Genomic DNA, 17372 nt, shown 5'->3' with positions numbered 1-17372 from the left:
AGGTCATTACACCCCTCACCATCTGTCATGAGGTTTCATGATGAGTAAAGTCAAACAAGCAGATATCGATCAGTTGATCGTCCTGGTCGGTGGCCGCGAAAACATCGCTACCGTCAGCCATTGCATTACCCGCCTGCGCTTCGTGCTGAACGATCCGGCCAAAGCCAACCCGAAGGCCATTGAAGAACTTTCCATGGTCAAAGGCTGCTTCACCAACGCCGGGCAGTTCCAGGTCGTTATTGGTACCGAAGTGGGCGATTACTATCAGGCTCTGCTGGCGACAACCGGGCACTCCTCCGCCGATAAAGAGCAGGCGAAGAAGGCCGCGCGCCAGAATATGAAGTGGCACGAGCAGCTGATTTCCCACTTCGCGGAAATTTTCTTCCCGCTGCTGCCGGCGCTGATCAGCGGGGGCTTAATCTTAGGCTTCCGTAACGTCATCGGCGATGTACCGATGAGCGACGGCAAAACCCTGGCGCAGATGTATCCGGCGCTGAAAACCGTTTACGATTTCCTGTGGCTGATTGGCGAGGCGATCTTCTTCTATCTGCCAGTCGGGATTTGCTGGTCCGCGGTGCGCAAGATGGGCGGCACGCCGATTCTCGGTATCGTGCTGGGCGTCACGCTGGTCTCTCCACAGTTAATGAACGCTTACTTACTTGGTCAGCAGGTGCCTGAGGTGTGGAACTTCGGCCTGTTTACTATCGCCAAAGTGGGCTATCAGGCGCAGGTCATTCCGGCCCTGCTGGCGGGTCTGGCGCTGGGCTTTATTGAAACGCGCCTGAAGCGCATCGTGCCGGATTACCTCTATCTGGTGGTGGTGCCGGTCTGCTCGCTGATTCTGGCGGTGTTCCTGGCGCACGCCTTTATCGGTCCGTTTGGCCGCATGATCGGCGACGGCGTGGCCTTCGCGGTGCGTCACCTGATGACCGGCAGCTTCGCGCCGATTGGAGCCGCACTGTTTGGCTTCCTGTACGCCCCGCTGGTGATCACCGGCGTGCACCAGACCACGCTGGCCATTGATATGCAGATGATCCAGAGCCTCGGCGGCACGCCGGTCTGGCCGATTATCGCCCTGTCTAACATTGCCCAGGCGTCAGCGGTTACCGGCATCATCATCGTCAGCCGCAAGCACAACGAGCGTGAGATCTCCGTTCCGGCGGCCATCTCTGCCTACCTCGGCGTCACCGAACCGGCGATGTACGGTATCAACCTGAAGTACCGCTTCCCGATGCTCTGCGCGATGATCGGTTCCGGTCTGGCTGGCCTGGTGTGTGGTCTGAACGGCGTGATGGCGAACGGGATTGGCGTCGGCGGCCTGCCGGGCATTCTCTCCATCCAGCCCGCTTACTGGCAGGTGTTTGCCCTGGCGATGGCCATCGCGATTATCGTCCCAATGGCGCTCACCACCGTGGTTTACCAGCGTAAGTTCCGTCAGGGCTCGCTGCAGATTGTTTAACTTCTTCTTTCGGGGCGCAGTTGCGCCCCTTCGCATTTGCAGGAACGCATTATGAATACCCTTCCTCACTGGTGGCAGAACGGCGTCATCTATCAGATTTACCCAAAGAGTTTCCAGGACACCACCGGCAGCGGCACCGGCGATCTGCGCGGCGTGACGAAGCGTCTGGACTACCTGAAAACCCTCGGCATCGACGCCATCTGGCTGACGCCGTTTTATATCTCCCCGCAGGTGGATAACGGCTACGACGTGGCGAATTACACCGCCATCGACCCGGCCTACGGCACGCTGGATGATTTCGACGAGCTGGTTGCCCGGGCGCACGAGCGCGGCATCCGCATCGTGCTGGATATGGTGTTTAACCACACCTCCACGCAGCACGCCTGGTTCCGCGAGTCGCTGAACAAAGCGAGCCCGTACCGCCAGTTCTACATCTGGCGCGACGGCACGCCGGAGCAGCTTCCCAACAACTGGCGCTCCAAGTTTGGCGGCAACGCCTGGCGCTGGCACGCCGAGAGCGAGCAGTATTACCTGCACCTGTTCGCCCCGGAGCAGGCGGACCTCAACTGGGAGAACCCTGAAGTGCGCGCGGAGCTGAAAAAGGTGTGCGAGTTCTGGGCCGATCGCGGCGTGGACGGCTTGCGTCTCGACGTGATTAACCTGATTTCGAAAGATCAGGATTTCCCGGACGACAACACCGGCGACGGCCGCCGCTTCTACACAGACGGGCCGCGCGTTCACGAATATCTGCAGGAGATGAGCCGGGACGTCTTCACCCCGCGCAACCTGATGACGGTGGGCGAGATGTCCTCGACCTCGCTGGAGAACTGCCAGCAGTACGCCTCGCTCGACGGCAGCGAGCTGTCAATGACCTTTAACTTCCATCACCTGAAGGTGGACTACCCCGGCGGCGAAAAGTGGACGCAGGCGAAGCCGGACTTCGTGGCGCTGAAAACCCTCTTCCGCCACTGGCAGCAGGGCATGCACAACAGGGCCTGGAACGCGCTGTTCTGGTGTAACCACGATCAGCCGCGCATCGTGTCGCGCTTTGGTGATGAAGGGGAACACCGCGTGGCTGCCGCGAAGATGCTCGGCATGGTGCTGCACGGCATGCAGGGTACGCCGTATATCTACCAGGGCGAGGAGCTGGGGATGACCAACCCGCACTTCAGCCGCATCACCGATTACCGCGACGTGGAGAGCCTGAACATGTTCGCCGAACTGCGCGCCAACGGCCGCGAACCTGAGGAATTGCTGGCGATTCTGGCGAGTAAGTCCCGCGATAACGGGCGAACCCCAATGCAGTGGGACGCGTCGCACAATGCGGGCTTTACCGAGGGCGAGCCGTGGATTGGCGTCTGCGATAACTACGAGACGGTGAATGCCCGCGCGGCGCTGGACGACCCGGATTCGGTGTTCTACACCTACCGGTCGCTGATTAGCCTGCGCAAAACCCTGCCGGTGCTGACGTGGGGAGATTATCAAGATCTCCTTCCGGAACATCCTTCCCTTTGGTGCTACCGTCGTCAGTGGCAGGGGCAGACGCTGATAGTGGCGGCAAACCTGAGTCCTACGCCGCAGGAATGGCAGACAGACGCTCTCAGCGATAGGTCGCAGGCGCTGATGAGTAACTACCCGGAACCGCAAACGACGTCACTCCGTCCGTTTGAAGCCGTCTGGTGGTTGCAGCAGTAACTTTCCCTGCCGGGTGCGGCTCAGCACCCGGCTTACTTTACTGTTTTTGTTGAATAATTAATCAGATTTTTCTCGCGCGCCTTTACAATCGCTGAAGCGCCCGTCGTTTGTACTCTCGTCTTTTTACTTTGTTCTGCATCAAATAAATCGCAAACATGTTTGATGCAAATCACTATATGTAGCACTTAAAATGCACGCCGACCCAACATCTTGTATTTATCGTCTACTATTCCAACAACAAGACGGCGCTTACGCTGGCCGGAATTGTGGATAACACGAGCTGGGAACGCGGGAAGTCTTTGGCCCGGCGGGGAATACGCCCGGTTATTACTTCTCCACCTCTGTGGATAACCTGTTTTCAAAAAATGGAGTGATCATGACACCGCATGTGATGAAACGTGATGGCTGTAAAGTGCCGTTTAAATCAGAGCGCATCCAGGAAGCCATTCTGCGTGCAGCTAAAGCAGCGGGAGTCGATGACGCAGATTACTGCGCCACCGTCGCAGAAGTCGTCAGCAGCCAGATGAACGAACGCAGCCAGGTCGATATCAACGAGATCCAGACCGCGGTTGAGAACCAGCTGATGGCGGGGCCTTACAAGCAGCTGGCGCGTGCCTACATTGAGTACCGTCACGATCGTGACGTGCAGCGTGAGAAGCGCGGTCGTCTGAACCAGGAGATCCGTGGCCTGGTGGAGCAGACCAACTCCGCCCTGCTCAATGAAAACGCCAACAAAGACAGTAAAGTGATCCCGACCCAGCGCGACCTGCTGGCCGGTATCGTCGCCAAACACTATGCCCGTCAGCACCTGCTGCCGCGCGACGTGGTGTCGGCGCACGAGCGTGGTGAAATTCACTACCACGATCTCGACTATTCGCCGTTCTTCCCCATGTTCAACTGCATGCTGATCGACCTGAAGGGCATGCTGACCCACGGTTTTAAAATGGGTAACGCCGAGATTGAACCGCCAAAATCAATCTCCACGGCCACCGCCGTCACCGCGCAGATTATCGCCCAGGTCGCCAGCCATATTTATGGCGGCACCACGATTAACCGCATTGATGAAGTGCTGGCCCCGTTCGTGACGGCAAGCTTCAACAAGCACCGTAAAACGGCCGAAGAGTGGCAGATCCCGGACGCTGACGGCTACGCGCACTCCCGTACCGAGAAAGAGTGCTACGATGCCTTCCAGTCGCTGGAATATGAGGTGAACACGCTGCACACCGCCAACGGCCAGACGCCGTTTGTGACCTTCGGCTTTGGCCTGGGCACCAGCTGGGAATCACGCCTGATCCAGCAGTCGATCCTTCGCAACCGTATTTCCGGCCTCGGCAAGAACCGCAAAACGGCGGTGTTCCCGAAACTGGTGTTCGCCATCCGCGACGGCCTGAACCACAAGTTTGGCGATCCGAACTACGACATCAAACAGCTGGCGCTGGAGTGCGCGAGCAAGCGCATGTATCCGGACATCCTGAACTACGACCAGGTTGTGAAAGTTACCGGTTCGTTTAAAACGCCAATGGGCTGCCGCAGCTTCCTCGGCGTGTACGAAGATGAAAACGGCGAGCAGATCCACGACGGGCGCAACAACCTGGGCGTCATCAGCCTGAACCTGCCGCGCATCGCGCTGGAGGCGAAAGGCAATGAAGCGGAATTCTGGACGCTGCTGGACGAGCGTCTGCAGCTGGCGCGTAAGGCGCTGATGACCCGCATTGCGCGCCTTGAAGGGGTCAAAGCCCGCGTCGCGCCGATCCTCTATATGGAAGGGGCCTGCGGAGTGCGTCTGAAAGCGGACGATGACGTGTCTGAGATCTTCAAAAACGGTCGCGCGTCGATTTCGCTGGGCTATATCGGTATTCACGAGACCATCAACGCATTGGCTGGCGACACGCATATGTACGACAGCGAGGCCCTGCGTGAGAAAGGCATTACGATTGTTAAGCGCCTGCGCGACGCGGTAGACCAGTGGAAAGAGGAAACCGGCTACGGGTTTAGCCTCTACAGCACGCCGAGCGAGAACCTGTGCGACCGCTTCTGCCGTCTGGACACCGCCGAGTTCGGGATCGTGGAAGGCGTGACCGACAAAGGATATTACACCAACAGCTTCCACCTCGACGTGGAGAAAAAGGTGAACCCGTACGACAAGATCGACTTCGAAGCGGCGTATCCGCCGATCGCCAGCGGCGGCTTCATCTGCTACGGCGAGTACCCGAACATTCAGCACAACCTGAAGGCGCTGGAAGACGTGTGGGATTACAGCTATCAGCACGTGCCGTATTACGGGACCAACACGCCAATCGACGAGTGCTACGAGTGCGGCTTTACCGGCGAGTTCGAGTGTACGAGCAAAGGCTTTACCTGCCCGAAATGCGGCAACCACGATGCGGCCCGCGTATCCGTGACCCGTCGCGTATGCGGCTATCTCGGCAGCCCGGACGCGCGTCCGTTTAACGCCGGGAAGCAGGAAGAGGTGAAGCGTCGCGTGAAGCATTTGGGGAATGGGCAGATCGGGTAAGTTCTGCGCAGGGTTCTACCCCTCTCGCTCAAGGGAGAGGGAACCGATCGAGCACATTGCTAAGCCTGACTCCGGTTTTCTCCCTCTCCCCGTGGGAGAGGGCCGGGGTGAGGTCATCAGGTTAACGCTATGAACTATCACCAGTACTACCCCGTCGACATCGTCAACGGCCCCGGCACCCGCTGCACCCTGTTCGTTTCAGGCTGCGTCCACGAATGCCCTGGCTGCTACAACAAAAGCACCTGGCGCTTAAATTCCGGCATGCCGTTCACCGCCGAAATGGAAGACCGGATCGTCAACGACCTCAACGACACGCGCATTCACCGTCAGGGGGTCTCGCTCTCCGGCGGCGACCCCCTGCACCCGCAAAACGTGCCGGAGATCCTGAAGCTGGTGAAGCGCATTCGGGCAGAGTGTACGGGAAAAGATATCTGGGTCTGGACAGGCTACAGGCTGGATGAGCTGAACGCGCAGCAAATGGAAGTGGTGGATCTGATTAACGTCCTGGTCGACGGCAAGTTCGTGCAGGATTTAAAAGACCCGTCGCTGATTTGGCGCGGCAGCAGCAACCAGGTTGTGCATCATCTGCGGTGAACAAAGGCGGATGTTGTCCGTCCGCCCTTACCTCAAAACCGACTCAAACTCTCCATTGCCACCGCCTTAAATTCGGCAAAATCTCCGCAGCTACAGAGCCGCGACATCGCCCGTTCACGCAGGAAGGTGACGAAAATATCGTAAATCGCCATCGCCTCTTCGTACTCGCTTTTGCTGATGGCGAGCAGGAAGATGACGTGCGCGGTTTCGTCTCCCCACTGAACGCCGTGCGGGGCGAGCACGGTATAGACTACCGTTTTCTGCGCCAGCAGGCCGAGGGAGTGCGGGAGCGCGATGCCGTCGCCGAGCATGGTGCTGACGATGGCTTCACGCTCAACAACCGAATCCAGAAACTCCGCGCCGACAAACCCCTCGCCTTCAAGCTGCGCGCACAGCTCGCGAAACAGCGTTTGCTGGTCAACGGGCTTGTCGATAATGCGGAAATGGGCCGCGTCGAAGTATTTATCCAGCATCCACGGGCGGGTGCGGTCCACCAGCACCAGCTTGCCGATCTGCTCTAACTGGTAATCGGTCGGGAACGGGGCGATCGTCACCACCGGTTTGGACTTTTCGCTGACGCGGGCGGTGGCGATCACAAAGTCTTCGCTAATCGTTTCCGCCAGCTCGTACTCGCGCAGGGTGAGCGTGCGGGCCACCTCAATTTGCGGGTACTTGCGCTGCAGCACCGCTTCAATCATGCGGACCATGGCATTACCTGCGTCACACACCAGCAGCACGCGCGGCTGGCGCTGGTAGCCGATGTTGTAGTGGCGCTCCAGCCCGACGCCGATATGCAGCACCAGGAAGCCGATTTCGTTTTCGCTGATCACATAAGGCGTGTATTTTCCCCAGCTCGACACCGCCGCGAGGGTCATGTCCCACGCCATCGGGTAGTGCTGCTTGATGTTATCCAGCAGCGGATTGGGGATCATGATTTGATACCGCACGCGGGTGATCATGGTTTTGATGTGCGTAAGCAGGTCCGCGTGCAGCTGCGCGTCGCTGAGCAGATTGTAGTTATAGTGGGTGTTGATATAGCGCAGGATGTAGTTGACCAGCGCTTCGTCGTCATCCGCGTTAATTGCGCTCGGGGCAATCTCCTGAATCTGCCGCGCCGCAATGTGCACGCACAGCCAGCTCTCCTCTGATGGCGAAAGCGCCTTGCCCGCCAGCTGCTGGATGGTGACGGCGATATCCTTAGCCGCCTCGCGCACGTTCTCTTCCACGTCTTCGGCGTGGAATTCCGGCAGCGGATAGCCCTCGCTGATGCGACGTACCGATACCGCGCAGTACAGGCGCAGGAACAGCTCGCCTTCATCGGTCAGGCGAATGTGGTGGCGCGTCAGGGCGTCGTGCAGCACCGGCACCATCTGCTCCGCCACGCCCGCATTCAGCGCCACATCGGTCACCAGCGGGTTCAGGCTGTCCTGCTGCGCCAGCTCCCAGAGCAGATCGGTCAGGCACGCGCGGGTCGACATCTCGCTGCCAAACAGCTTCATGCCGTGGCGCGGACGCGTTTCCAGCGTCAGGTTATAGCGGTGAAACCACTCGCGCACTTCGGCCATGTCGCTTTGCAGCGTGGCGCGGCTGACGAACCACTCGTCCGCCAGATCCTCGAGCTTAAGAGAAAATGCCGAAGTCAGAAAACGCACCACCAGATAGTGCACGCGCTCCGGCCCGGTCCGGGGAATACGCAGCGCGCGCGGGTGGGATGCCTGCAGCTGCTGGTAGCGCTGGGCATCATCAATTTTGAGCTGATAGCCGTTGCCCCGGCTCAATATAAACTGCGCGCCGTGGCCTGCCAGCAGCGCGTTCAGGGCGGTGATATCGGCACGGACGGTTCGCGTGGAGACCGACAGCCGCTGCGCCAGCTCGTCCTGCGGCAGCGTCTCGTTTTGCAACAGATCGAACAGTTGCGCTAAACGTTGGTTCGGAAATCGCACGGGCTTGTCCTCTTATTACAGCTTAAGGTGAAATGACCATCTGGGATGGGCTGCCGACCGGGGTATAGTCTGGCTCGAAGCTCAATTTCCCGTCCTGCGCCACGCGGAAACGGGTGATGTTGTCGCTGCGCTGGTTCATGACGTACAGCCAGCGCCCCTGCTTATCGAGCGTCAGGGTGCGCGGGTAGTCGCCGCGCGTCCAGACGTCGTCCTGATGCGTCAGCGTTCCCTCCGCTGTTACGGTAAAGTGCCCGATGCTGTTATGCAAACGGTTAGCCACATACAGCTGTTTACCGTCGGCGCTTAATGCGAGCCCGGCAGCAAAGCTGGTGCCTTTGTAGCCTTCCGGCAGGGCTGAAAGCGTTTTGCCCTCTTTTAAGGTGCCGTTGGTGCTCACGGTATAATGGGTGAGCGTAGACGCCTCTTCGTTAATCAGCCACAGGGCATCGCCTTTTGGCGTAAAGACAAAGTGGCGCGGCCCGGCGCCTTTTGAGGAGGCGTTGATAAACGGCGGATCGTTCGGCGTCAGCTTTCCTGTTCGATCGTCAAAACGGTACTGGTAGAGGCGATCCAGCCCAAGATCGGTGGAAAAGACGTATTTCCCGCTCGGATCGGCGGCGATCATGTGCGCGTGTGGACCGTTATGATCGCTGATGGCAAAGCTGCCCTCCGCTGCCGCTTCCGGCTTCGCCGCGCCCGGCTCGCCCTGATCCTGATGCTTATCCGTAGCCTCACCCAGGCTGCCGTCTGCTTTAACGGGCAGCACTGCGATAGATCCGCTGACGTAGTTCGCCACCAGAAGATGGCGACCGTTCGGCGTCAGCGACAGGTAAACCGGCCCCGCGCCGCCGGAGGCCACCTGATTCAGCTCGCTCAGCTGGCCGTTATCCCCCACCCGCAGCGCCTGCACCACGCCCTGCTCCACTTCGCTTGCCAGATACAGCGTTTTGCCGTCGTGCGAGACGGCCAGCTGCGCGGCGTTCGGCAGCCTGCTCACCAGCGTTTTATTCGCCAGCGCGCCGCTTTGCGGGTCAACGGTGAAGCGGTACAGCCCTTCGCCGTTGGGGTTGTAGGTGCCCACCCAGGCATATTGCGGCTGGGCGATAGCGGCGGTGGCGAACATTGAGAGTGAAGCAACAAGCAGGGTACGGGTATGCATGGTGGCTCCTTCAGGTTTGTGTGTTTTTTTCCCTCACCCCTGCCCTCTCCCAAAGGGAGAGGGTTAGGGTGAGGGCAGATACTACTTAACCAGCTTCTTCGTCATCGCAAGCAGCGTACGCACGTCTTCCGGGCGCGTGTCGCCGCTGGCTTTGTCGATAATCGAGCTGTAAATATGCGGGATGATTTTGCTCACGCCCGCGTCGAGGGCGATCTGCAGGATCTCCTCATAGTTTTCCAGATCGATACCTCCGGTCGGCTCCAGCCAGAAGTCGTGACGGGCGCAGGCTTCCGCCACCGCTTTGTACTCGTCACGGCACTTGAGGCCGCCCATCGGGAAGTATTTGACGGAGCTGCCGCCGAAATCCTTCAGCAGGGCAATCGCGGTTTCAACCGGCACAATGCCGTCCGGAGCGTTGCTGCTCAGCGGTCCGGTGGAGATTTTGACCATCCCGACGGTGCCGGTTGGAGAGACCAGACCGTTGACCACCGACTCATTCTGCCCCAGCAGCGCGCGGCTGGTGGCCACGCCGGTAAAGACCTGGTTAACGTGCTGCGGCTGCACCTGACGGGAGATTTCACTCACCATAGCAGACTGGTTCGGATCGCCCGCGCCCAGCCCAACGGAGAGGGCGTTCTCAATCAGCTCGGCATATTCACGCATATCGGCAACGGCGCTCGCCACGTCCGGGTAATTTTTGGAGAGCACGCCCACCAGCACGTGACCTTCCGCCGCCTCGTAAATGGCGCTGGCGTTGGCTTTCGATCCTGCCAGCACGTTCAGGCAGACGCGGTCACGGTAAAAGTTGGGGGTCAGTTTCATGCGTTTTTCTCCTGTCCTAATACTTCGCTAATGCGGCGGTAGACGATGTTCAGCTGGTCAGCGTTCACGCTGCGCACGTCCGCCTCGATAATCCCTTCGTTGGCCTTGTAGCCACGGAAGTAAATGGCGTATTCGCCCTGCTTCAGCTTCGCCACCAGATCGCCCGTGCCGACGCCGGTCGTGGCTTCGTCGAACTTAATCTCGGTACGGGCGATATCTCGACCGGCGCTGTCCCAGACCACGCGCGCGGTCACGCCGTTCAGGGTGTTGAGCGCCTCGATAAACGGCGTCATCTTCGCCACCATCTCGGCCCCGCTCTCTTTGGTCGCCGTCAGATAGTGTTCGATGGCGCAGGTCAGGCCAAGAATGCCTTCTTTACCCACCTTCATGGCGCGGCCAATGCCCGCCGTCTGGCGCTTAACCCACTCAACGTACTGGGTTTTGCCGATCACCAGCCCGCTGGTGGGGCCTTCAATCGCCTTCGCGCCGCTGTAGATCACCAGATCGGCACCGGATCTGTAGTACGCGTGCAGATCTTCTTCCGCCGCCGCATCGACGATCAGCGGGAGATCGTGCTTGCGCGCCACGACAGCCGCCTGCCCAACGCTGAGCATGCTTTTCTGCACGCAGTGGTGAGATTTGATGTAGAGGATCGCCGCCGTGCGCGGGGTGATCGCCGCCGCCAGCTGATCGGCGGAGCATTCGTTGGCATAGCCCGCCTCCACCAGCTTGCCGCCGCCCAGCGCCACCATGGTGCCCACCGGCGCGCCAAAGTTCACGTTGTGGCCTTTCGGCAGAACGATTTCGTTGTTCTCAATCGGGGTCACGTGCAGGTTTTCCAGCAGCCAGTCGCTGTCTTTGACCAGCACCGCCGCCACCGACTGGGCTATGCCCGCCGATGCGCAGGAAACTACCGTCGCGCCTTCCACATCCAGCAGCTTCGCGATGTATTCCCCGGTTTTATTGACCAGATCCTTCATCTCGAAATAGTGATTCATGCCGTCCATCGCCGCCTGCACTACTTCCGGGCGCGGCGTGGAGACGCCCAGCGCCGTCATTCGGCCAGATGTGTTGATAACCTGCTTTAAATGGTACTTCTCATAAATCGAAGGCATGTTCCGTGCTCCCTTGTTCGGTCATGTAGCCCTTGCCCGCGCGGATCGCGGCAAGCGGCACCAGAATGTGTTCAGCCTGCAGGCTGTCGTTTTCGGCATCCGTCAGCACCGTCGGCTGGCGTTTGAGCGTAAACAGCGTCAGGTCGGCGTCGAGACCCGGCTGAATGCGGCCCTTGCGCGCCAGGCGCAGGCCGTCGGCGGCGTTCGCAGTCACGCAGTCAATCACCTGCGGCAGCGACATGCCGATGGCGAGAAACTTCGACATCACGCTTGCCAGCGAGCCCACCGGGCCGTTGATGCGGTTGCGGCAGTAGATATCCGAGCTGATGGTGTGCGGCAGAATGCCCATCGCGATGGCGCGTTTCGCCACCTCAAAGCTGAAGCTCGCCGTGCCGTGGCCGACGTCCAGACGCACGCCGCGCTTCAGGGCGGAGGTGATGGAGGCGCGCAGCTCGCCGGAGGGCGTCAGAATGCGGTTGGGTTTGCCGTTGTAGCAGTGGGTGATGATGTCGCCGGAGCTCAGCAGTTCGGCAATTTCGTCGAGGTTCGGCGGGTTGTTGCCGATGTGCACCATCAGCGGCAGGTCGCCGTTCTCTTTCTGAATGGCTTTGGCGCGCTCCAGCGGCGTAATGCCATTTTCACCGACCACGCTGCTGCTCATGCGCGCCTTCAGGCCGACGATAAAATCAGGGTGGCGCTTCACCGCCTGCTTCACCGCGTCAGCGTCGATATTCGCCATGTTGGCCAGCTCGTTCTGGGCAATCAGCCCCACGCGGGAGATGTTCAGCAGGGCAAACACCTCGGTGGAGGCCCTGCGGGTGATGTCATAGAAATCGTCCACGTCGTCGGCACCGGTACTGCCCGCGTCCACTACGGAGGTGACGCCGGTGGCAATACCCACGCTGTCCGGCTCGTCGTGGTAAATCGGGGAGTTCGGGTAACAGTGAACGTGAGAGTCAATCCAGCCTGCGCTGACGAACACGTCGCCGTTAAGCTCCACCGTCTTGCGGGCGGGAGCGTCAATGTCGCCCGTCGCGGCAATTTTCCCGTCCTGAATGGCGATATCGGTCAGGGTATCGTCGGCAAGGCGCGCACGGCGCAGGAGTAAATCAAACATGAGGATCTCCTGATAAGGCGGGCGCCTGAGCGCCCGCGGGTATTAAAGGGCGACCGGGAACAGCCAGCCCAACAGCATCGCGCCGAGAATGGCGCCACCGGTGATCGGCTTCTGCCAGATGTAGAACACCAGCGCCCCCAGCAGGGAACCGACGCCGATAGGAATGGAGGCGGTCATGGCGCTGAGGATAATCAACGGCCCGAGGAAACGACCGGAGGCGTTACCCGCGCCCATCATCACGTCTGCGCCGTAGGTGGAGTTGCTCTGGTTGATGGTGAACTTACGCGCCAGGATGATGACGTAACCAATCGCCAGACCAATCACCAGGCCGGTAATCAGCGCGGCAATGAAGTTGGTCACCGGGAACATGATGCCCGCGCCCAGCAGCAGCGCCGGAACGCCGAGGCCCACGCCGGTCTGGATGGCGCCGCCGATGTCGAGAATCCCCACCAGCGACCCTTCGATAATACGGGCGAACAGGAAGCTCGCGCCGAACGCCGCCACCGCGCCGTAGACGCCGGTATCGATCCCCGCTTTCAGCATCGCCACGAAGGCCACTTCGTTAAACGCGCCGATGCCGTAGAGGTAGTACATGTGCGTCCCGGCGAAAACGCCGGAGGAGAGCAGGCCAACGAAGATCGGGAACGACCAGTCGGCATACCAAAAACCTTTATTCTGTTCCATGTAGAGGCTCCTGTTATTTACCGCTGAGCGAGTTGTGGATCATGTCGAGCCAGTTCGGCACGGTCAGATGGAAGGATTCGATCATCTTCATGTCGAAGCCGCGGAAGAAGCCGCTCAGCACGAAGAGCAGGACGATCGCCGCCATCATCACTTTGGTGACGTGGTTCCAGCCGCTCTCTTCCACGCCTTTCCCGATCAGGATCCCCAGCACCAGGCCCGGTACGGCGTTGCCCATGATCAGCTGCGCCGCGCCGCCAAAGATGGTGGCCCAGAAGCCCGATTTTTTACCCGCGTCGATGGCCGCCAGCCAGAAGATCACCGGCATCACGGTGTTCACCAGCAGGTTTGCCGCCGGTACCAGCACCTTCACGGCGGTGACCTGAAGCGCTGCCGGAACGGAGGAGGCGGTCAGGTTCAGGAAGGTGACGACGAGCATGCCAATCACGCCGCAGGCAATCGCCATTTTGCGCGGGTCGTGCAACGTTTCGCCGACGTTACGGTTTTTTATCATCAGTGCAGCAGCACCCCAGTTCGGGATGATGCGGTGGTCAACGTCCTGTGTGAAGGCACCTGCGGCCACGGAAGAGGCCCAGGCGTTAAAGAAGAAACCTAACCCAAAGGAGAAGTGGGACGCCGGATCCCCTTCACAGGAGTTCAGTTCCCCCAACGTACGAAACGCGCCCATACCCTGAGTGGTAGGCGCATGAAACATGCGTGCAGCCCCGGCGCCAACACCGACGCCAACCAGGCCGCCAATGATGAGCGATTTTATTAATATAATTAAGAACATCAGTCTGCCCTTTTATGAATAATCAGCGTTGCGTGACGAAATCCACCTGGTCAAGATTGATAGCGGTCACGTTGACGGTCACATCCAGCTCCACGCTGTAGGTGCGTCTTTCCCGGCGCAGAAAGAAGAACAGAAAGGCTTCTTTACGCACCGCTTCTTGCGCCTGAACGACCTGCACATCCTGTGGCTCAATACGCAGTAAGATATGCGGTGAGGCTTTCATCACCGCGGCCTGAACGTGGTTGAGCGCGTCGGCAAAGGCGCGCGCTTTGGCGTCGCCCTTCCCCTTCACTCTCACCGTGGTTGTGAACTGTTCTTTCATGCTTATGCGCCGTATTTTTTCTGCCACGCCTGTACCAGACGCTCGCCCAGCTCTTCTTTATCCATAAAGCCAAAGCCCAGCACGTTGCAGCCTTCGTTGATGGCGGTGACGCCTTCATCCACGGAACGCATACCGTATTTGGCCTTGTAGCCATATTTGGTCTGGGCGGTGATGGCACCCGCGCCGCCGCTGCCGCAGAAGGAGATGCCGAAGGTGGCGTTTTCCGCTTTCATCACGTCGCCGAGCTTCATGTCTGCCGCCATGCCCGGTACGACAACCGCGCGTCCACCTGCTTTTTCCACACCGGCCGCCACCTTCTGACCTTTACCCAGGCGATCGCCAATCACGACTGTAATCTGTTCCATGTGTTGCTCCTTAAAGGTTGTCTTTCGCGACTTCAAAGTGAACGGAGAGCAGCCAGGCTTCTTCATCAGGAAGATTGCCAAACTGCGCCACCACTTCACGGGCAAGCCGCATTGAATCCGGTGAAATTTCGTCAAACAGCTCTGCTTCAACCTCCGGCAGCGGCTCGCCGGTCACGGACCGGTGCGCCATGGCGCGCACGTGGGAAGTAAGCATCTGCTCCTGTACCGCATTGGGGATGATGTTGTTCCGGGCCAGCAGGGCATAAACCTGCTGCAGCATGGTGTTCGCGAGCTGTTCTGTTTGCTCTGCCTGTTCCCCAACGTCGTTCATTACCGCTCCGTTAATCACTGGTCTTACCCCGTTAATGGCTCTGGAATAAAACTAACGTTGGGGGGGAATTGTTTGTAGCGAGTTGTTTTCCACTTCGAAGTGGAAAGGGGAGCCGCAGCAGTGATCTGTGCCACATAAATACGGTGAATCTGGATTAATCACGGCATTTGCGTGATTAATATCACGTATTCCAGCGGCAAAACGCGCGCCGGGGAAACGAAAACGTTCAGGCGTGGTGACGCAAAAATGTGATGGCGATAGGGTTTACTTATTACCGCGCAAAAAAACGGGGGCCACTGGCCCCCGCTGGTTGTTTGTCAGATGCGCGATCGGTTAACGGTATTTCTTGTGATACGTATTACGGGTCGTCACAAACTGCTCGGCCGCCGCCTGGGCTTCCTTCACTTTGCCTTCGTTAGCGAGCTTCAGCGCGCCGTCGATCTGGCCGACCAGCACGTCAAAGCCGTGGCGGTAGTCTTTCATCTCTGCACTGTCTGCCGCTTTGCTTTCCAGCTTCGGAGGCGTCGCTTTTTGTGCGTCCAGCGCCGCTTCACGCATTTTGGTCAGCGCGTCTTTCATTTCAGCCGCATTGTCGGTTTTCTGCACCACCTTCAGGTTTTGCCCGAGGATGCCCATGTCGTCTTCAAGATCGGCAGCAAACGCAGAAGAGCCAAGAACCAGCGTTGAAGCCGCGACGATCGCTAACAGATGTTTACGCATTGCTCACTTCCTTTTTTATTATTAACAAAACGCTATCTCTATTGTCCGGCGATTTTCATTTCCGGGAGTAATACAGAACCACACTGTATATTGCTACGTGTTTCAATATCGTTACCGACCGTAACGATATTGCGCCACATGTCTTTCAGGTTGCCGGCGATAGTAATTTCGCTCACCGGATACTGGATTTCGCCGTTTTCCACCCAGAAGCCCGCCGCGCCGCGCGAGTAGTCTCCGGTGATGCCGCTTACGCCCTGCCCCATCAGTTCCGTGACGACCAGGCCGGTGCCCATCTCTTTCAGCATCTGCTCAAAGTTCAGGCCCTGTCCGGCAATGCGCCAGTTGTGGATGCCGCCAGCGTGTCCGGTGCTTTTCAGCCCCAGCTTGCGCGCGGAGTAGTTGGTCAGCAGCCACTGGGTCAGAATACCGTCTTTGATGATATCGCGACGTTCGGTGCGCACGCCTTCGCTGTCGAACGGCGTGGAGGCCAGCCCTTTCAGCAGGTGCGGATGTTCTTCAATGGTGAGCCATTCCGGCAGGATCTGCTTGCCCAGCGAGTCGAGCAGGAAGGTCGATTTACGGTAAACCGAGCCGCCCGCGATAGCGCCCACCAGATGGCCAAACAGACCGGTTGCCACTTCGTTGGCAAAAATGACCGGGGCCTTCATGGTGGAGAGTTTACGCGGCGACAGGCGTGACAGCGTGCGTTCGGCACACTCTTTACCCACCCACTCAGGAGACTGCAAGTCCCCCAGCGCGCGGCCAATGGTGTAGGCGTAGTCACGCTCCATGTCACCGTTCTCTTCGGCGATCACGCAGCTGGAGAGCGAATGACGGGTGGAGCAGTAGCCCTGCAGCATGCCGTGGCTGTTGCCGAAGACTTTGATGCCGTAGTGGCTGTTAAAGCTGCCGCCTTCGGTATTGGTGATGCGCTTATCGGCCTGCAGGGAAGCCTGCTCGGCGCGCGCGGCCAGTTCGATCGCTTCGTCCGGGGTCACTTCCGCCGGGTGGAAAAGATCGAGATCCGGCGCGTCAAACGCCAGCAGGTCTTTATCCGCCACGCCTGCGTAAGGATCCGGGGAGGTATAACGGGCGATATCCAGCGCAGCCTGCACCGTGCGGGCAATGGCATCCGGGCTGAGATCGGTGGATGACGCGCTGCCTTTGCGGTTCTGGTGATACACCGTGATCCCAAGCGCGCCATCGCTGTTGAATTCTACGTTCTCCACTTCACCATAGCGGGTACTTACGCTGATGCCGGTGGTTTTGCTGACCGCCACTTCGGCGCCATCTGATTTTTCTGAAGCAAGCATCAGCGCGGTGGAGACGGCTTCTTCCAGAATCTTACGCTGCGCTTCAACTTGTGAGGTTACTTTCATCGCAAATGCCATACTGTAAGAGAGAGTTAACTGAAGTCTAACAGAGAACCGTTTTTCAGTGCGCGTCTTAACTGGTAACATTAGCCTCTTTTTTTAAGGAGCCTGACATGACTAAGCAGCCCGAAGACTGGCTCGACGACGTTCCCGGTGATGACATCGAAGACGAAGATGATGAGATCATCTGGGTCAGTAAAAGTGAAATTAAACGTGACGCCGAAGAGTTAAAACAGCTTGGCGCGGAAATGGTAGAACTGGGTAAAAACGCGCTGGACAAGATCCCGCTCGACCAGGATCTGCGCGATGCCATTGAACTGGCACAGAAAATCAAAAAAGAAGGCCGTCGTCGCCAGCTTCAGCTTATC

At 58.9% G+C, this 17372-nt stretch carries 17 protein-coding genes; 5 read left to right on the top strand and 12 right to left on the bottom strand.

Going from position 1 to position 17372, the window contains the following annotated elements; genetic code table 11:
- Nucleotides 1-40: 40 nt before the first annotated feature.
- The 4 genes from treB (at nucleotide 41) to nrdG (ending at nucleotide 6263) form a co-directional block, all read left to right on the top strand.
- Complete coding sequence (gene treB, locus DEO48_RS16275; protein ID WP_023310193.1) at nucleotides 41-1459, top strand: PTS trehalose transporter subunit IIBC; 1419 nt, start codon at nucleotides 41-43, stop codon at nucleotides 1457-1459.
- A 51-nt stretch (nucleotides 1460-1510) separates the two neighbouring features.
- Complete coding sequence (gene treC / locus DEO48_RS16270; protein ID WP_109845731.1) at nucleotides 1511-3154, top strand: alpha,alpha-phosphotrehalase; 1644 nt, start codon at nucleotides 1511-1513, stop codon at nucleotides 3152-3154.
- A 376-nt stretch (nucleotides 3155-3530) separates the two neighbouring features.
- On the top strand, nucleotides 3531-5669 hold the full coding sequence (nrdD, locus tag DEO48_RS16265; protein ID WP_109845730.1) for an anaerobic ribonucleoside-triphosphate reductase: 2139 nt from the start codon (nucleotides 3531-3533) through the stop codon (nucleotides 5667-5669).
- A gap of 129 nt (nucleotides 5670-5798) precedes the next feature.
- Nucleotides 5799-6263: an anaerobic ribonucleoside-triphosphate reductase-activating protein gene (nrdG, locus tag DEO48_RS16260; RefSeq protein WP_109845729.1), complete on the top strand. Its 465-nt coding sequence runs from the start codon at nucleotides 5799-5801 to the stop codon at nucleotides 6261-6263.
- A gap of 32 nt (nucleotides 6264-6295) precedes the next feature.
- On the opposite strand, the gene DEO48_RS16255 is transcribed toward nrdG, so the two are convergent.
- From DEO48_RS16255 to pmbA, 12 genes are all read right to left on the bottom strand, one after another.
- Complete coding sequence (locus DEO48_RS16255) at nucleotides 6296-8206, bottom strand: transcription antiterminator (RefSeq protein ID WP_109845728.1); 1911 nt, start codon at nucleotides 8204-8206, stop codon at nucleotides 6296-6298.
- A gap of 22 nt (nucleotides 8207-8228) precedes the next feature.
- Nucleotides 8229-9365, bottom strand: a complete 1137-nt coding sequence (locus DEO48_RS16250; protein ID WP_109845727.1) for a lactonase family protein — start codon at nucleotides 9363-9365, stop codon at nucleotides 8229-8231.
- An 81-nt stretch (nucleotides 9366-9446) separates the two neighbouring features.
- The gene (locus tag DEO48_RS16245; protein WP_109845726.1) at nucleotides 9447-10187 is read right to left on the bottom strand and encodes a KDGP aldolase family protein; all 741 of its coding nucleotides are present in this window, start codon (nucleotides 10185-10187) and stop codon (nucleotides 9447-9449) included.
- Nucleotides 10184-11302: a DgaE family pyridoxal phosphate-dependent ammonia lyase gene (locus tag DEO48_RS16240; RefSeq protein WP_109845725.1), complete on the bottom strand. Its 1119-nt coding sequence runs from the start codon at nucleotides 11300-11302 to the stop codon at nucleotides 10184-10186. The genes DEO48_RS16245 and DEO48_RS16240 overlap by 4 nt, the downstream gene beginning before the upstream one ends.
- The gene (locus DEO48_RS16235; protein WP_109845724.1) at nucleotides 11286-12419 is read right to left on the bottom strand and encodes an amidohydrolase/deacetylase family metallohydrolase; all 1134 of its coding nucleotides are present in this window, start codon (nucleotides 12417-12419) and stop codon (nucleotides 11286-11288) included. Before DEO48_RS16235 ends, DEO48_RS16240 begins: the two co-directional genes overlap by 17 nt.
- A 42-nt stretch (nucleotides 12420-12461) precedes the next feature.
- On the bottom strand, nucleotides 12462-13103 hold the full coding sequence (locus DEO48_RS16230) for a DUF4310 family protein (protein ID WP_023310183.1): 642 nt from the start codon (nucleotides 13101-13103) through the stop codon (nucleotides 12462-12464).
- A gap of 13 nt (nucleotides 13104-13116) precedes the next feature.
- Nucleotides 13117-13893 (bottom strand): DUF4311 domain-containing protein, encoded by a 777-nt coding sequence (locus tag DEO48_RS16225; RefSeq protein WP_023310182.1) that lies wholly within the window; start codon nucleotides 13891-13893, stop codon nucleotides 13117-13119.
- Between the two features lie 22 nt (nucleotides 13894-13915).
- Nucleotides 13916-14215 carry a DUF4312 family protein gene (locus DEO48_RS16220; RefSeq protein WP_006810338.1) on the bottom strand — a complete coding sequence of 100 codons (300 nt, stop codon included), beginning with the start codon at nucleotides 14213-14215 and terminating at the stop codon, nucleotides 13916-13918.
- Between the two features lie 2 nt (nucleotides 14216-14217).
- Nucleotides 14218-14580: an SFCGS family glycine-rich protein gene (locus DEO48_RS16215; RefSeq protein WP_006810339.1), complete on the bottom strand. Its 363-nt coding sequence runs from the start codon at nucleotides 14578-14580 to the stop codon at nucleotides 14218-14220.
- Nucleotides 14581-14590: 10 nt separating this feature from the next.
- A complete protein-coding gene (locus DEO48_RS16210; protein ID WP_025911967.1) occupies nucleotides 14591-14929 on the bottom strand; it encodes a glycine dehydrogenase in 339 nt (112 codons plus the stop codon).
- A gap of 315 nt (nucleotides 14930-15244) precedes the next feature.
- Nucleotides 15245-15631, bottom strand: coding sequence for a cytochrome b562 (gene cybC, locus DEO48_RS16205; RefSeq protein ID WP_008501412.1), 387 nt, complete (start codon nucleotides 15629-15631; stop codon nucleotides 15245-15247).
- 38 nt (nucleotides 15632-15669) lie between these two features.
- Nucleotides 15670-17022 carry a metalloprotease PmbA gene (gene pmbA / locus DEO48_RS16200; RefSeq protein WP_023310180.1) on the bottom strand — a complete coding sequence of 451 codons (1353 nt, stop codon included), beginning with the start codon at nucleotides 17020-17022 and terminating at the stop codon, nucleotides 15670-15672.
- Between the two features lie 95 nt (nucleotides 17023-17117).
- Here pmbA and DEO48_RS16195 point away from each other — a divergent pair.
- A partial coding sequence (locus DEO48_RS16195; protein ID WP_146198290.1) for a DUF615 domain-containing protein occupies nucleotides 17118-17372 on the top strand: 255 nt, incomplete at its 3' end.

Origin of the sequence: Enterobacter sp. CGMCC 5087 (genome assembly GCF_003144775.1) — a bacterium.
Taxonomy (GTDB): Bacteria; Pseudomonadota; Gammaproteobacteria; order Enterobacterales; family Enterobacteriaceae; genus Enterobacter; species Enterobacter cloacae_M.
This window is presented reverse-complemented; position numbering and strand designations above follow the sequence as displayed.

Excerpts from the sequence above, each read along its gene's own strand:
- treB (WP_023310193.1), top strand. The coding sequence starts at position 41 with ATGAGTAAAGTCAAACAAGCAGATATCGATCAGTTGATCGTCCTGGTC.
- treC (WP_109845731.1), top strand. The coding sequence starts at position 1,511 with ATGAATACCCTTCCTCACTGGTGGCAGAACGGCGTCATCTATCAGATT.
- nrdD (WP_109845730.1), top strand. The coding sequence starts at position 3,531 with ATGACACCGCATGTGATGAAACGTGATGGCTGTAAAGTGCCGTTTAAA.
- nrdG (WP_109845729.1), top strand. The coding sequence starts at position 5,799 with ATGAACTATCACCAGTACTACCCCGTCGACATCGTCAACGGCCCCGGC.
- DEO48_RS16250 (WP_109845727.1), bottom strand. The coding sequence starts at position 9,365 with ATGCATACCCGTACCCTGCTTGTTGCTTCACTCTCAATGTTCGCCACC.
- DEO48_RS16245 (WP_109845726.1), bottom strand. The coding sequence starts at position 10,187 with ATGAAACTGACCCCCAACTTTTACCGTGACCGCGTCTGCCTGAACGTG.
- DEO48_RS16240 (WP_109845725.1), bottom strand. The coding sequence starts at position 11,302 with ATGCCTTCGATTTATGAGAAGTACCATTTAAAGCAGGTTATCAACACA.
- DEO48_RS16235 (WP_109845724.1), bottom strand. The coding sequence starts at position 12,419 with ATGTTTGATTTACTCCTGCGCCGTGCGCGCCTTGCCGACGATACCCTG.
- DEO48_RS16230 (WP_023310183.1), bottom strand. The coding sequence starts at position 13,103 with ATGGAACAGAATAAAGGTTTTTGGTATGCCGACTGGTCGTTCCCGATC.
- DEO48_RS16225 (WP_023310182.1), bottom strand. The coding sequence starts at position 13,893 with ATGTTCTTAATTATATTAATAAAATCGCTCATCATTGGCGGCCTGGTT.
- DEO48_RS16220 (WP_006810338.1), bottom strand. The coding sequence starts at position 14,215 with ATGAAAGAACAGTTCACAACCACGGTGAGAGTGAAGGGGAAGGGCGAC.
- DEO48_RS16215 (WP_006810339.1), bottom strand. The coding sequence starts at position 14,580 with ATGGAACAGATTACAGTCGTGATTGGCGATCGCCTGGGTAAAGGTCAG.
- cybC (WP_008501412.1), bottom strand. The coding sequence starts at position 15,631 with ATGCGTAAACATCTGTTAGCGATCGTCGCGGCTTCAACGCTGGTTCTT.
- pmbA (WP_023310180.1), bottom strand. The coding sequence starts at position 17,022 with ATGGCATTTGCGATGAAAGTAACCTCACAAGTTGAAGCGCAGCGTAAG.